This is a genomic window from Rhizobium sp. SVR5-9E (assembly GCF_056755095.1).
The window spans coordinates 1-12575 of the sequence record NZ_JBNDHS010000026.1 but is presented as its reverse complement, the minus strand read 5'-3'; the positions used below and the strand labels follow the sequence as shown (position 1 = coordinate 12575).

At 62.2% G+C, this 12575-nt stretch carries 14 protein-coding genes; 6 read left to right on the top strand and 8 right to left on the bottom strand.

Annotated features, from left to right (window positions below; genetic code table 11):
• Positions 1 to 88 precede the first annotated feature (88 nt).
• From ACPYOJ_RS14370 to ACPYOJ_RS14360, 3 genes are all read right to left on the bottom strand, one after another.
• A complete protein-coding gene (locus ACPYOJ_RS14370; protein WP_481416852.1) occupies positions 89 to 1378 on the bottom strand; it encodes a CynX/NimT family MFS transporter in 1290 nt (429 codons plus the stop codon).
• Complete coding sequence (locus ACPYOJ_RS14365; RefSeq protein ID WP_481416897.1) at positions 1375 to 2052, bottom strand: FadR/GntR family transcriptional regulator; 678 nt, start codon at positions 2050 to 2052, stop codon at positions 1375 to 1377. Before ACPYOJ_RS14365 ends, ACPYOJ_RS14370 begins: the two co-directional genes overlap by 4 nt.
• Before the next feature lie 307 nt (positions 2053 to 2359).
• Entirely contained in the window at positions 2360 to 3271 is a 912-nt protein-coding gene (locus tag ACPYOJ_RS14360) for a pirin family protein (RefSeq protein ID WP_168828056.1), read from the bottom strand.
• Positions 3272 to 3532: 261 nt separating this feature from the next.
• Here ACPYOJ_RS14360 and ACPYOJ_RS14355 point away from each other — a divergent pair, with 261 nt between their 5' ends.
• Positions 3533 to 4342, top strand: a complete 810-nt coding sequence (locus ACPYOJ_RS14355; RefSeq protein ID WP_481416851.1) for a class II glutamine amidotransferase — start codon at positions 3533 to 3535, stop codon at positions 4340 to 4342.
• Here ACPYOJ_RS14355 and coaBC read toward each other — a convergent pair.
• The 3 genes from coaBC to ACPYOJ_RS14340 form a co-directional block, all read right to left on the bottom strand.
• A complete protein-coding gene (coaBC, locus tag ACPYOJ_RS14350) occupies positions 4329 to 5540 on the bottom strand; it encodes a bifunctional phosphopantothenoylcysteine decarboxylase/phosphopantothenate--cysteine ligase CoaBC (RefSeq protein WP_481416850.1) in 1212 nt (403 codons plus the stop codon). The two genes, ACPYOJ_RS14355 and coaBC, sit on opposite strands and share 14 nt — an antisense overlap.
• A gap of 108 nt (positions 5541 to 5648) precedes the next feature.
• The gene (locus ACPYOJ_RS14345) at positions 5649 to 6566 is read right to left on the bottom strand and encodes a DMT family transporter (protein WP_481416849.1); all 918 of its coding nucleotides are present in this window, start codon (positions 6564 to 6566) and stop codon (positions 5649 to 5651) included.
• 356 nt (positions 6567 to 6922) lie between these two features.
• A complete protein-coding gene (locus ACPYOJ_RS14340; RefSeq protein WP_481416848.1) occupies positions 6923 to 7687 on the bottom strand; it encodes an SDR family oxidoreductase in 765 nt (254 codons plus the stop codon).
• Positions 7688 to 7813: 126 nt separating this feature from the next.
• Here ACPYOJ_RS14340 and ACPYOJ_RS14335 point away from each other — a divergent pair, with 126 nt between their 5' ends.
• Positions 7814 to 8719, top strand: coding sequence for a LysR family transcriptional regulator (locus ACPYOJ_RS14335; RefSeq protein ID WP_481416847.1), 906 nt, complete (start codon positions 7814 to 7816; stop codon positions 8717 to 8719).
• Here ACPYOJ_RS14335 and ACPYOJ_RS14330 read toward each other — a convergent pair.
• Positions 8716 to 9588: a LysR family transcriptional regulator gene (locus ACPYOJ_RS14330; RefSeq protein WP_481416846.1), complete on the bottom strand. Its 873-nt coding sequence runs from the start codon at positions 9586 to 9588 to the stop codon at positions 8716 to 8718. The two genes, ACPYOJ_RS14335 and ACPYOJ_RS14330, sit on opposite strands and share 4 nt — an antisense overlap.
• A 93-nt stretch (positions 9589 to 9681) precedes the next feature.
• Between ACPYOJ_RS14330 and ACPYOJ_RS14325 the strand changes: the two genes are divergently transcribed.
• The 4 genes from ACPYOJ_RS14325 to ACPYOJ_RS14310 all read left to right on the top strand — a co-directional run bounded on the left by ACPYOJ_RS14325 (position 9682) and on the right by ACPYOJ_RS14310 (position 12267).
• A complete protein-coding gene (locus ACPYOJ_RS14325; protein ID WP_481416845.1) occupies positions 9682 to 10980 on the top strand; it encodes an MFS transporter in 1299 nt (432 codons plus the stop codon).
• 72 nt (positions 10981 to 11052) lie between these two features.
• Entirely contained in the window at positions 11053 to 11403 is a 351-nt protein-coding gene (locus tag ACPYOJ_RS14320) for an ArsR/SmtB family transcription factor (RefSeq protein ID WP_481416844.1), read from the top strand.
• The gene (locus ACPYOJ_RS14315; protein ID WP_481416843.1) at positions 11387 to 11872 is read left to right on the top strand and encodes an SRPBCC family protein; all 486 of its coding nucleotides are present in this window, start codon (positions 11387 to 11389) and stop codon (positions 11870 to 11872) included. Before ACPYOJ_RS14320 ends, ACPYOJ_RS14315 begins: the two co-directional genes overlap by 17 nt.
• Complete coding sequence (locus ACPYOJ_RS14310) at positions 11872 to 12267, top strand: GFA family protein (protein ID WP_481416842.1); 396 nt, start codon at positions 11872 to 11874, stop codon at positions 12265 to 12267. Before ACPYOJ_RS14315 ends, ACPYOJ_RS14310 begins: the two co-directional genes overlap by 1 nt.
• A 5-nt stretch (positions 12268 to 12272) precedes the next feature.
• Here ACPYOJ_RS14310 and ACPYOJ_RS14305 read toward each other — a convergent pair.
• Positions 12273 to 12575 (bottom strand): PIN domain-containing protein (locus tag ACPYOJ_RS14305; protein ID WP_481416841.1); only part of this gene is annotated, 303 nt, incomplete at its 5' end.

Here is a 12575-nt window from a genome sequence, read left to right as displayed (position 1 = left end):
CGGGCAATTGCGCGACCGGAGATAGCGTAGCATCCGCTGCCTTGCAGAGACATCAAGAGATGGTGATGCAGACGTGAGGACCGCGCGCTTACGGCTTCTCGATCGTCCGGGCCTCGACATGAAGCGCACGTCCGGCGTTCCAGCCGTTGATTGCGGCTCCCAGTCCGAGCAGCACGAAGAGCACGGCGCTCCAGGCGAAACCGCCTGTGGCGCCGCGAATGAGGCCGACGATCAGCGGGCCGACGGCGGCCAGCAGATAGCCGACGCACTGTGCCATGCCGGAGAGATGCGCCGCGACATGGGGATCGCGTGAGCGCAACACGATCACCGTCATCGCCACCGCGATCAGGCCGCCTTGCCCTATCCCCTGCAGCACCGCCCAGAGCCAGACGGTCGAAAGCGGCGCAAAGAGCAGGCCGAGCAGGGCAACCACCGCAATGATGCATAGCGAAGCGTTGATTAGCCGCTGATCCTTGCCGCGCACGGCGATCTGCGGCGCGACGAGGCAGGCCGTCGCCTGCACCATGACGGATACGGAAACGATGGCGCCGGCCGTTACGCCATCAAGCCCGCGCTCGCGCAGGATCGGCACGAGCCAGCCGAAGACGCAGTAAGCCAGCGCCGATTGGAGGCCCATGAAAAGAGTGACCTGCCAGGCAAGCCGGTCCCGCCAAAGGCCCTCGACCCGGAAGCCGCTTCGCCGCGCTTGAGCCGGAATTCCAAGAACCTGCGGGAGCCAGAGGAAGGCGACGATGAACGCGGGCAACGCCCAGGCAGCAAGAGCCCCTTCCAGCGAGCCGCCTAGCGCGTGCTCGATCGGCAGGCTGAAGCCGGCGGCACTTGCGGCGCCGGCACAAAGCGCCATTGTGTAACAACCGGTCATCAGCGCCGCGCGATCGGCGAAATCGCGCTTGACCAAGCCCGGAAGCAGGACGTTGCCGATTGCGATACAGGCGCCCGCAAGCGCGGTTCCGAAAAAGAGAAGCGGGATGGAGGACAGCCCGCGCAAGGCCGTTCCGAGCGCCAGCAGCAAGAGCACGCCGAGCAGCGTTCGTTCGGTGCCGATGCGCTGCGCCAGTTTTGGCGCAAGCGGGGAGAAGGCGCCCAGGCAAACAACAGGAAGTGTGGTCAGCAGGCTTGCGCCAAGAGCCGAAAGACCGAGTCCCGCGCGAATTTCCGGCAACAGCGCCGAGGCGCTGGAAAAGATGGGGCGGAGGTTGAAGGCGATGAGCACCAGGCTGACGCCGAGAATAACGCGGCTTGCCGCTGTCGGCTGTGCCGGCGCTTGCGGTGCGGGAACGCTATCCGCCTCGGCATCGATCAACTGCTCGTCGATGGCATCGAGAGCCGGGGCACTTTCGGAAATGGAGGTGTTCATGACAGGATCATTCTTTCAAGGGCGGCAATCACAGGAGCCATGAACCGTCGCACGGCGGCATCCGCTTTCGCGGGCTGCCCCGTTTCGATAGCGTTGATGATATCGGCATGCGCTTTCATGTCGGGCTCGGGGATATCCTGGCCGAGTGTCGCTTCGATCGTTTCGGCGATGGAAGCCGAAAAGAATTCGTAGATCTCGATCATCGCCCGATTGCCAGACGCCGCGATGATCGCCCGGTGAAAGGCAAGATCGCGCTCGACGAAAGCCGCTTTATCGCCACCTTCGTAATTGCCTCGCTTTGCGAGGAGGTCGCGCAAGGCAGCAATAATTTCCGGCGTCTGGCGCAGCGAGGCGAGGCGGGCTGCCTCGACGTCCAAAGCACAACGCGCCTGGAATTGATCGCGCAGACTCGCCCGCCGGGCCATCGTCAATGCCCGGCTCGCATCCGTTGTCGAGACCACATAGGTCCCGGATCCTTGCCGTGTTTCGAGCAGGCCCTGCGAGACAAGCACGCGCACGGCCTCACGGATCGTGCCCCGGCTGACCGACAGCGCGGCGGAAAGAGCCGCTTCATTCGGCAGCTTGTCGCCGACGTTCCACCGCCTTGCGAGAATCTCGCCACGGATCGCTTCGATTGCCGTATCCGCGAGATTTGTTTTGTTGAGAGGTTGCATGGCCATTCATCAAGTCATCAGATGACTTGATGAATATGGCAGAACTCGGCGTCAGTCAAAGAAAATTTCAGCAATAAAAAAGGGCCGCGTCAGCGACCCTTTCCATGAGTTTGGCCTCTAACTGGCCTGGACCGCAAAGGCGGCCCCAGGAAGGCGGGATTAAAGCGAGGGCTGCCTCGCCTTCTTCACCTCTCCCATGCCCGTTGCGAGGTCCGAAATCTCATTAGACATTGGATCACCTTCCTTTCGTTCTGTTGTCGATAGTTGGAAGGTAGGTAAAAATTTCGGCGATGCAAGACAAATCGTCTTAATGTCCCGCCTTGATGAAGGTTCCGTTCTGCAGTTCGCGCATGGCCTGCATGATTTCCTCGCGCGAATTCATCACGATAGGACCGTGCCAGGCGACCGGCTCTTCGATTGGTTTTCCGGAGACGAGTAGGAAGCGGATTCCCTCGTCGCCCGCCTGGACGGTCACTTCATCGCCGCTGTCGAAGACGACGAGCGTGCGGTTGCCGGACATGTCGCGAATGTTGATCTCTTCGCCGTTCACTTCCTTCTCGACCCGGACGCCGAAGGGTTTCGAGGCGTCGCGGAACGTCCCTGAGCCGGCAAAGATATAGGCGAAGGCATTGCGGTAGGTATCGACCGGCAAGCGCTTCTTCTTACCCGGAGGTACTGAAACGTCCAGATAGATCGGCTCGGCGGCGACCCCGTCCACGGGACCGCCCTTGCCCCAGAAATTGCCGCAGATAACACGGACGGCGGTGCCGTCGTCATCGACGACGACCGGGATGTCGGAGGATTTGACGTCCTGATAGCGCGGTGCGGTCATCTTGAGGGAAGAGGGCAGATTGGCCCAAAGCTGGAAGCCGTGCATGCGGCCCGCGAAATCGCCCTTCGGCATTTCCTGATGCATGATGCCGCTGCCGGCCGTCATCCACTGGATGTCGCCCGCGCCGAGAAGGCCGCGATTGCCGAGACTATCGCCATGCTCGACGGTTCCGGCGAGCACGTAGGTAATCGTCTCGATCCCGCGATGCGGGTGCCATGGAAAGCCGCGGATGTATTCGGCCGGATTGTCGTTGCGGAAATCATCCATCATCAGGAAGGGATCGGTCATCGACGGATCGCCGAAACCAAAGACGCGGTGCAGCTTCACGCCTGCGCCTTCCATCGTGGGGACGGCTGTGCTTTCGTGTTTGACGGGACGGATCGACATGGAATCCTCTTATGTGGGTTCAACTTGCTGGCGACTATATCGGTAGTGCTGAACGGCGCGAAACCCGTGGCGGACAGAACTCAGTGTTCACAAAAGAAGATGCCTGATCGCCGAAAGTGATCGTCGGAGGCCTCGCCAATTCCCACGAATCCATTGCAAAACCTGCAATCATTAAGTTTTTATTCACCATCGCGCTCGACAATCGAGCAGGCAATTCCAAGCAGTCCTGCCGGGCAAGGGCGGGGTTCGGAGCAAGAGAGCATGTGTCGCTGGGCAGCCTATCGTGGAGACCCCCTCTATCTGGAGGAGCTGGTGTCCTCGCCCGCGCATTCCCTCATCGAACAATCCCACTGCGCCACTCGCGCCAAGACCGCAACGAACGGCGATGGCTTCGGCATCGCCTGGTATGGCGACCGGCCGGAACCGGGCCGCTACCGCGACATCCTTCCGGCCTGGTCGGATTGCAATCTGAAGAGCCTCGCGCGGCAGATCCGCTCGCCGCTCTTTCTTGCCCACGTGCGGGCGGCCACCGGCGGCGGCACCCGGCGCGACAATTGCCATCCCTTCACGCATGAAAACTGGTCTTTCATGCACAACGGCCAGATCGGCGGCTTCGAGCGCCTGCGCCGCCCGATGGAGGCGATGCTGGATGACGCGCTCTTCAACGCCCGGAGCGGCACGACCGATTCCGAGCTGATGTTCCTGCTCGCGCTGCAGTTCGGTCTGCGCCGCGCGCCCCTTGCCGCGATGGCCGAAATGGTGAGCTTCGTCGAGGGACTTGCGGATAGCATTCTGGGCAGTGTTCATCTGCGTTTCACCGCAGCCCTCTCGGACGGGCGGTCACTCTTCGGCATTCGCTATGCGACTGATCGCAAGGCCCCGACGCTTTATGCCTCGCCGATGGGCAAAGGCTATTGTCTTGTCTCGGAACCGCTGAACGACGACGTCGATGCCTGGACCGAAATACCCGATGGCAGCGCCGTTACGGTGAGCGAAATGGGAATCGAGATTGCGCCCTTTCGGCCGGAAAGGCGCCTCAGCGCGACGCCGGATCTGGCTATCCCTGCTTGATGCGTTCGGCGATCAGTCTCGCCAGCTTTTCCGCAACCTCTTCCTTGGCGAGATCGGGCCATTGCTCGACGCCGCTTTGGCTAATCAGCTTCACGCTATTGCGCGTGCCGCCCATGATGCCTGTGGCCGGCGACACGTCGTTGGCAACGATGAGATCGGCGCCCTTGCGCTCGAGCTTGGCCCTGGCGTTGCTTTCGACGTCCTGTGTCTCGGCGGCAAAGCCGATCACCAGCTTCGGCCGCATCGTGTGGTGACCGACGGTCTTCAGGATGTCCGGGTTTTCGGTCAGCGCCAGCGTGGGAATGGATTCGCCCGGATGCTTCTTGATCTTCTGGTCGGATGCGGAGGCGACGCGCCAGTCGGCGACGGCTGCGACCATGACAGCGATATCGGCGGGCAGGGCAGCAAGCACGGCGTCGCGCATTTCCTCGGCCCGCTCGACATGGATCATCCTGACGCCAACCGGGTCGGCAATCGTCACAGGGCCGGAAACGAGCGTCACCTCCGCGCCGAGTTTGGCGAGTGCTGCGGCGATTGCGTGACCCTGTCTGCCGGAAGAGCGGTTGGCGATGTAACGCACAGGGTCGATCGGCTCATGCGTCGGCCCCGAGGTGACGACGGCCTTCCGCCCTGCAAGCGGCTTCGGCCCGCCGTCGAAAAGCGCCTCGGCTGCCGCGACGATCTCCAGCGGTTCGGCCATGCGCCCAAGACCAGCTTCTCTGCTTTCCGCCATCTCGCCCGCCATCGGGCCGATGAAATGGACGCCGTCGCCTCTCAAAGTCTCGGAATTGCGTTTCGTCGCCGCATGCGACCACATCTTCGGGTTCATGGCGGGGGCCACGAGAACGGTCTTGTCGGTCGCAAGCAATATCGTCGAGGCCAGATCGTCGGCGAGGCCGTTTGCCATTTTCGCCAGCAGATCGGCCGTCGCCGGCGCGATCAGAACGAGGTCGCAGTCGCGCGCAAGGCGGATATGGCCGACATCCTGTTCGTCCTGCCGTGAAAAGAGATCGGTGAAGACGTGGTCGGCCGCAAGGGCGCCGACGGCGAGCGGCGTCACGAACTCCTGCGCACCTTTCGTCATCACCGGACGCACGGAAGCGCCCCGCTCCCGCAGGCGCCGGATGAGATCGAGGCTCTTGTAGGCCGCGATGCCGCCCGAAATGATAAGCAGGATGCGTTTGCCGCTGAGAACCATGGCCTTCTACCCGTTGCCCTGTTGACCGCCGTCGACCCTAAGCCTTTGGCGGATAACATGCAATCGCCCGGCATGCCGGCTATTCGCGGAAGAGGCCGGGCTTAACGCCTAAGCCTTGCGGCCGCCGGGCGTGAAGATCGCGATGGCAAGCCCGACGCCCGCAAGCTGAAGGATGGAGCCGCCCGCTTCGGCGATCGTCGGCAGGCGCTGCTCGAAGAGGAAACCGAAGATCAGTCCGAAGACGGTTTCGGCCACGATCAGCTGCGCTGCAAGCGCAAGCGGCAGGCGCTTCGAGGCGATCATCCAAAGAAGCGTGGCGAGCCAGGCGCCAGCGAGGCCCATGATCAGCGACCAGAGGATGAAACGAAGCAATTCTGCACCGGTGAAGGCGATATCCGTGCCGATCGATGTGAAAGGGATCAAGATGAGGCTGCCGATCCCCGCGCCGATGCCCTGAAGGCCGGTCCATTGCAGAATATCCGGCGGATTCGGCGATTGCATCGCCGCTGTACTCGCAAGCCCATAAGCGACCCATAGTGCAAGGCCTATCAGCGCGGAGCCGATACCGAGGACGATCGCCGCCTGATCGCCGGAAGGCGCGGAGGAAAAGATCGAGACATTCACCCAGCCGATGCCGGCGGCGATCAACATCAGCGGCAAGGCGAGCAGCCGCCAGGCAACGGAGTGGTCACGAAAATTTGCAATGATTGCAAGGAGCACCGGCATGGTGCCGATGACGAGCGGCGGAATGGCGGCGCCGGCAAGCCGCACGGCATAGGCAATGCTGACGAAATAGCCGACATAACCAATGCCGCCGAGGAGTAGCGCAGTGATTGCCATGCGTGGCTCGATGTTCTTCGGCCGGAACCGCGGACTGACCATCAGCACGATGCTCGCGAGCGCAAAGAGGCCGTAGCGCGCGATTGTCAGGTCCATCGTGTTGAAAGGTGCGATGGCGCGCGGCACGACGAACGTCAGCCCCCACAAGGCGCATGTGGCGAGGCCGCAAAGAATACCGAGAAGCATGGTTCACCCGCGGGCGAGATTGCCGGAAGAAGAGGAAGGCAGTGTCTCCGGGTGGTAGGCGGGATGGAGGCGAGAAACAAGTCTCGCCTGCGACATCTATCCGATGATTTCGACACAGAAGTCGATGAAGGCGCGGACCTTGGCCGGCACGTGATGCCGCCGCATCTCGATCGGCACGACCTCCTTGCCTCGCCACAACGCCCATTCGAAGGGTTTGCCGGTCAGCGGATCCTCATATTGGCATGCAGAATCCCGGTCCGCGCAAGGGGAAGACGACCTTCGAGGCAACCGTCCGCACGTTGATCGAAGGCGAAAAGGCCGCGGACCGCGGCCTTTTCATTCGATTTACGAAGACTTCAGGTGCGGGTGATCGAAGCGCCGCCGTCGAGCAGCGAAGCTGTGCCTGTCACGAAGCTCGAATCGTCGGAAGCGAGGTAGAGAACCGAGCGGGCAATCTCCTCCGGTGTGGCGACACGCTTCAGCGCGTGCAGATTGGTGATGAACCCCTGCTTGTCCGGCGTGTCGTTCATCTCGCGGTACATATCGGTATCGACCGCACCGGGCAGGATGGCGTTGACACGGACATTCTGCTGGCCGAATTCGGCGGCAAGCGCCTGCGTCAGGCCGATGAGGCCGGATTTGCTGGCGGCATAGGCGGCGACTCCCGGGAAGGCGAAGCTGTAGCCGACGAAGGTGGAGGTAAAGATCACCGAACCGCCGCCATGTTTCGCCATTTCGGCAATCTGGTGTTTGGCGGCTAGGAAGGAGGCGGTCAGATTGATCGTCAGCGCCTCGCTGAAGCCTGCTTCGGAAACTTCGGTGCTCGGGCCGGCTTCGCCGATGACACCGGCATTGTTGAAGGCGATGTCGAGTTTGCCGTAGTTTTGGACGGCGGCAGCAACGAGCGTCTTGTGATAGTCTTCCGAGCGAACGTCGCCGGCGACTGCAACGGCTTCGCCGCCGCCTGCCTTGATTTCTGCAACAAGGCTGTCGAGTTCCGCCTGACGGCGAGCGCCAACGACGACCTTGGCGCCTTCGGCGGCGAAAAGCTTTGCTGTCGAGCGCCCGATGCCGGAGCTTGCGCCGGTGACGATTGCGACTTTGTTACTCAAGCGGTTCATGGTTCCATCTCCTGATTTGAGGATGGGCTGGCGTCTGCAGTCCCATTCGATGCTCGGAAGATGGCATTTTCCCGCCGTTCGGATTAGTCTCCATATAGTGGAACTCGAATTCGGAAACACCGAACGATGATAAGGATCGAAGGGGTAGCTGCTTTCGTCGCCGTGGTGGAATCAGGGTCCGTCAGCGAGGCGGCAAGGCGTCTGCGGCTATCGAAGTCCGTCGTTAGCGAAAGGCTGGCGGAACTGGAAAGAACTCTTGGCGGAACGCTGCTCCACCGCACAACGCGTAAGCTGACGCTGACGGAGGACGGCACGGCCTTCCTCGAACGCGCACTGCGCATCGTCCGCGAGATCGATGAAGCGACGGCCGATATGGCCGAACGGCGCGGCACGCTCGCCGGCCCCTTGCGCATCGCTGCCCCTGTCACGTTCGGCCGCATGCATCTCGGGCCGGCGCTTTATCCATTTCTGGCGAAGCATCCCGAAATCGCGCTGACGCTCGATATAGACGACCGGCGAGTGGATGCGTCTTCGGAAGGCTATGACGCCGTCATCCGAAATGGTCCAATCGCTGACTCACGTCTCGTTGCCTGGAAGCTTACGCGCAGCCGCCGTCTTCTGACGGCCTCGCCCGACTATCTCGACCGCTACGGGACGCCGGCGACGCTGACCGATCTCGATGACCACCAGGGCCTGTTCTACACCAACCGCGGTATCGCCGATTGGCGCTTCCAGACTGCGGAGGGCGCGACCATCGTGCGTGCCAGGCTGGCCATGGGCATGAACAACGGCGATATGCTGCGCGATGCGGCAATCGCCGGACTCGGGATTGCGCTGCTGCCTGCCTTCATTGCCGGTCCGGCGATCCGCGAAGGCAAGCTCGTCGAAATCGATGTCGGCTACAAGCCGGAAGCCGAATTCATCTACATGGCACATCCCGAAGGTCGCAATCCCTCCGCCAAGCTCCGCGCCATCGCTGATCACCTGAAAAAGGCTTTCGGCGATCCGCCGTATTGGGATCCGGCAGGTTAGAGCAGACTCATGAGGTTTTCCGTCACGGGTGAGCGCTGCGCCTTCAGCACCGCGAGCCCTAGTCTCGCGACGAGCGACGGCCCCTCGATCGGCCGGTAGGCGACGCCGTCGAGCTTGATCTGGGCGATCGAGGCAGGCACGATCGAAACGCCGAGATCGGCTGCCACGAGGTTGACGACGGAAGGGATCTGCGGCGCCTCCTGTGTCACGACGAGCTCGAAGCCAGCATCCCGGCAGGCGCGCACGATATCGTCATAGAGGCTGAGACCGACGGTGCGCGGAAAGAGGATGAAGGGCTCGCCCGCAAGTGCCGAGAGCGGTACCTCTGCGTGGCGCGCGAGCGCATGATGTGCGGGTAGGGCAACGAGCATCGGTTCGTCCGCCAGCCGCTTCAGCCGCACATCCTTGGGGTCCTCCAGTCCGGGGCGGATGAAAGCGGCGTCTATCTCCTCGCGCATCAGCTTTTCCATCAGGCCATTGCTGTTCATTTCGGTGAGCGAGAGCCCGATATCCGGCCATCGGCCGCGAAACCGGCGGATCACGCCGCTGACGGCGGGATTGAAGGCGGAGGAGGCCGTAAAGCCGAGAAGCAGCCGGCCGGTCTCGCCGCGCATCGCCCGCTGCGCTGCAAGTTTCGCCTTTTCGGCAGCCGCGACCGCGTCGCGCGCTTCCGGGAGGAAGGCGCTACCCGCCGCCGTCAGCTCCGCCCCGTGCGGCACGCGGTGGAAGAGCTGCGCGCCGATTTCCTCCTCGAGGTCGCGGATTTGCTGGCTGAGCGGCGGCTGACCGATGCCGAGCCTGGCTGCCGCCCGGGTGAAATTGCCCTCTTCGGCGACGGCGAGGAAATAGCGGATATGGCGCAGTTCCATGGTATCTCCAAAAGCTATTGCGATTGCCGGTGCCATATATTGGACAAATGATGCGTCGCTGGCTAGATAGCAGGGCGAAAGGTTGGTTCTCCTATGCCCCGCATTACCTCCACGAAGATGTCCGACATACCCCCAGAAGCCGCACAGCCTGCCCGCCCGCCGCTCCATGTCGCGACCGAGAGCGACGAGGCGCAGGCCAGCCAGTTCCTCGTTCGAGGCACGCCGGCCTATCGCCGGGCCAGCCTGGCGCTTTTCCTCTCCGGCTTCGCCACCTTCTCGCTGCTCTATTGCGTTCAGCCGCTGATGCCGATCTTCGCCGAGGATTTCGGAGTCAGCCCGGCGGCAAGCTCGCTGTCGCTGTCGCTTGCGACCGGCTTCCTCGCCGTCGCGATCTTCTGTGCGGCGGCCATCTCCGAAGGCGTCGGACGCCGCAGCATGATGTTCGTCTCGCTGCTTGGCTCGGCGCTCTGTACGATCGCCTGCGCCATCGTTCCGGACTGGCATATGCTGCTCGCCATCCGCGCACTGCAGGGCTTCCTGCTCGGCGGTGTGCCGGCCGTCGCCATGGCCTATCTCTCGGAAGAGGTCGAACCGCGCGGCCTCGGCGCTTCGATGGGCCTCTATATCGCCGGCAATGCCTTCGGCGGCATGGCGGGGCGCGTCGTCACCGGCACGCTCGCCGAATATTTCTCCTGGCGCCCGGCGCTTGCCGTCATCGGCCTGCTCGGCCTTGCCGCCGCTATCGGCTTCCGGCTGCTGCTGCCCGCCTCCCGCAATTTCAAGCCGCGCAAGGGCTTCAACGCGCATTTCCACCTGATGGCCTGGATCGGTCATATCCGCAGCCCGGCGCTGCCCTTCCTCTTCGCCATCGGCTTCCTGGTCATGGGCGCCTTCGTGACGATCTATAACTATGCCGGTTTCCGCCTCGTGCAGCCGCCCTACAGCCTGAACCAGACCGAGCTGGGCCTGATCTTCACCGTCTACCTCTTCGGTATCGCGGCCTCCTGGGCGGCGGGCCTGCTGGGCGACAGGTTCGGTCATTTCGTCGTGTTGCTCGCCGGCATCCTCTGCGCCGCGATCGGCGTCGCGGTTACGCTTCTTGCACCGCTGCCGCTGATTGTTCTTGGCATCGTGTTTCTGACGGTTGGCTTCTTCATGGCGCATTCAGCCGCCAGCGCGCTGGTCGGTCGGCTTGCCCGCGGCACCAAGGGGCATGCCTCCTCGCTCTATCTGCTGGCCTATTACATCGGCTCCAGCGTTGCTGGTTCGGCTGGCGGCTGGTTCTTTGCGATCGAAGGCTGGTCTGCCGTCGTCTTCTTCACGCTCGCCATGCTGGCTTTTGCCTTTGCGGCAGCCTGCACCGCACGCAGCCTCTCGAAGCGTATCGGTTAAGCGCAACTGGGCTTGACACGCGTGTTCATCCGCATTACTTAACTCAAAAGTTAATTAACAGATGAGTTTATTATGCCTGCCGATCGACTGAGCATGACGTTTTCAGCCCTTGCGGATCCCACGCGCCGGGCGATCCTTGCGCGGCTGGCGCTCGGCGAGGCCTCGGTGTCGGAACTCGCCGAACCCTTCGACATGTCGCTCGTTGCCGTATCGAAGCATCTGAAGGTGCTCGAAAAAGCTGGCCTTGTTGCGAAGGGAAGGGAAGCCCAGTGGCGACCCTGCAGACTGGAAACCGGGCCACTTCGCGGTGTGGACGACTGGCTGGAAACCTACCGCCGGTTCTGGAGCGAAAGCCTCGACAAACTCGAAGCCTACGCCGCCACCGTCAAGCAGAGGAGGAATGACGATGAACACCGCAAATGAAATCCGCCTCTCCGGCCGCAGCCGGGAGATCCTGCTTACCCGCGAGATCGACGCCCCGCGCGAACTGGTATTCAGCCTTTGGACCGAGCCGGAGCATCTGCTGCAATGGTGGGGCCCGCACAATTGTTCGGCACCCTCGGTTTCGGTCGATCTGCGCGAAGGCGGCGCCTGGCGTCACTGCATTCTCGGGCCGGATGGCAAGGAATATTGGAGCCAGGGCCGTTACATCGAGATCAGCCCACCGGAACGCCTCGTCTTCACCTTCGCCTGGGAAAATGATGCCGGCCAGCCCGAGCACGAGATGCAGGTAACCGTCGAGCTGGAGGAAAAAGGCGAGGGTACGCGCCTCATCTTCCGCAAGCGCGAGCTGCCGAACGACACCGAGTTCAAATTGCAGTCGGAAGGCTGGAGCGAGGCGCTCGATAAGGCCACCGCCTATGCGGAAGCCGCCGCCAAAGGGAGGAAATGATGAAGAGAACCTATCATGGAAGCTGCCATTGCGGCGCTGTCAGCTACGAGGCCGATCTTGATCTGCAGGGGGGCACGTTCAAATGCAACTGCTCGATCTGCAAGAAGAAACGCAATTGGCTGGCAGTTGCCACGCTGGCCGATTTCCGCCTGATCTCGGGCGAAGACAGCATCAGCGAATATCAGTTCGGCTCACACAGATTGCATCATCTGTTCTGCAAGAATTGCGGAATCAGCTCCTTCAATTGGGGCGAAAATCCTGGCAAGTTCTATGCGATCAGCGTCAGCTGCCTCGACGATGCCACCGACGAGGAGCTCGCCTCCTTTCCTGTCGGCTATTTCGACGGCCGCGACGATCGCTTTGATCGTCCGCCGGCTGAAACGCGGCATCTCTGATGCCGCTATTTTTCCCAATCCTCGATCCGTAGCCCGGCAATACGCCCGAACTCCTTGAAATTATGCGTGATAAGCGTCAGGTCTCGTGATACGGCCTGGCCTGCAATCAACACATCATAAGGACCGATCGGCGTTCCGGCGGCGTCGAGCATAGCGCGGATCTCGCCGGCCTTCCGGGCGTCGTCTTGATCGAATTCGAGAATTTGGAATTGCAATGCGTCGATACGCGCAAGATTTTCGCTTGTCCGCAGGCTCTTGTAGGCACCGTGGAACAGCTCGTGCGCTACGATTGCCGATATAGCGAAGTC

Coding starts and splice junctions, on each gene's coding strand:
- ACPYOJ_RS14310 (WP_481416842.1), top strand. CDS start 11,872: ATGAAGAGAACCTATCATGGAAGCTGCCATTGCGGCGCTGTCAGCTAC.
- ACPYOJ_RS14320 (WP_481416844.1), top strand. CDS start 11,053: ATGCCTGCCGATCGACTGAGCATGACGTTTTCAGCCCTTGCGGATCCC.
- ACPYOJ_RS14330 (WP_481416846.1), bottom strand. CDS start 9,588: ATGGAACTGCGCCATATCCGCTATTTCCTCGCCGTCGCCGAAGAGGGC.
- ACPYOJ_RS14335 (WP_481416847.1), top strand. CDS start 7,814: ATGATAAGGATCGAAGGGGTAGCTGCTTTCGTCGCCGTGGTGGAATCA.
- ACPYOJ_RS14365 (WP_481416897.1), bottom strand. CDS start 2,052: ATGCAACCTCTCAACAAAACAAATCTCGCGGATACGGCAATCGAAGCG.
- ACPYOJ_RS14325 (WP_481416845.1), top strand. CDS start 9,682: ATGCCCCGCATTACCTCCACGAAGATGTCCGACATACCCCCAGAAGCC.
- ACPYOJ_RS14355 (WP_481416851.1), top strand. CDS start 3,533: ATGTGTCGCTGGGCAGCCTATCGTGGAGACCCCCTCTATCTGGAGGAG.
- ACPYOJ_RS14370 (WP_481416852.1), bottom strand. CDS start 1,378: ATGAACACCTCCATTTCCGAAAGTGCCCCGGCTCTCGATGCCATCGAC.
- ACPYOJ_RS14315 (WP_481416843.1), top strand. CDS start 11,387: ATGAACACCGCAAATGAAATCCGCCTCTCCGGCCGCAGCCGGGAGATC.
- ACPYOJ_RS14360 (WP_168828056.1), bottom strand. CDS start 3,271: ATGTCGATCCGTCCCGTCAAACACGAAAGCACAGCCGTCCCCACGATG.
- coaBC (WP_481416850.1), bottom strand. CDS start 5,540: ATGGTTCTCAGCGGCAAACGCATCCTGCTTATCATTTCGGGCGGCATC.
- ACPYOJ_RS14345 (WP_481416849.1), bottom strand. CDS start 6,566: ATGCTTCTCGGTATTCTTTGCGGCCTCGCCACATGCGCCTTGTGGGGG.
- ACPYOJ_RS14340 (WP_481416848.1), bottom strand. CDS start 7,687: ATGAACCGCTTGAGTAACAAAGTCGCAATCGTCACCGGCGCAAGCTCC.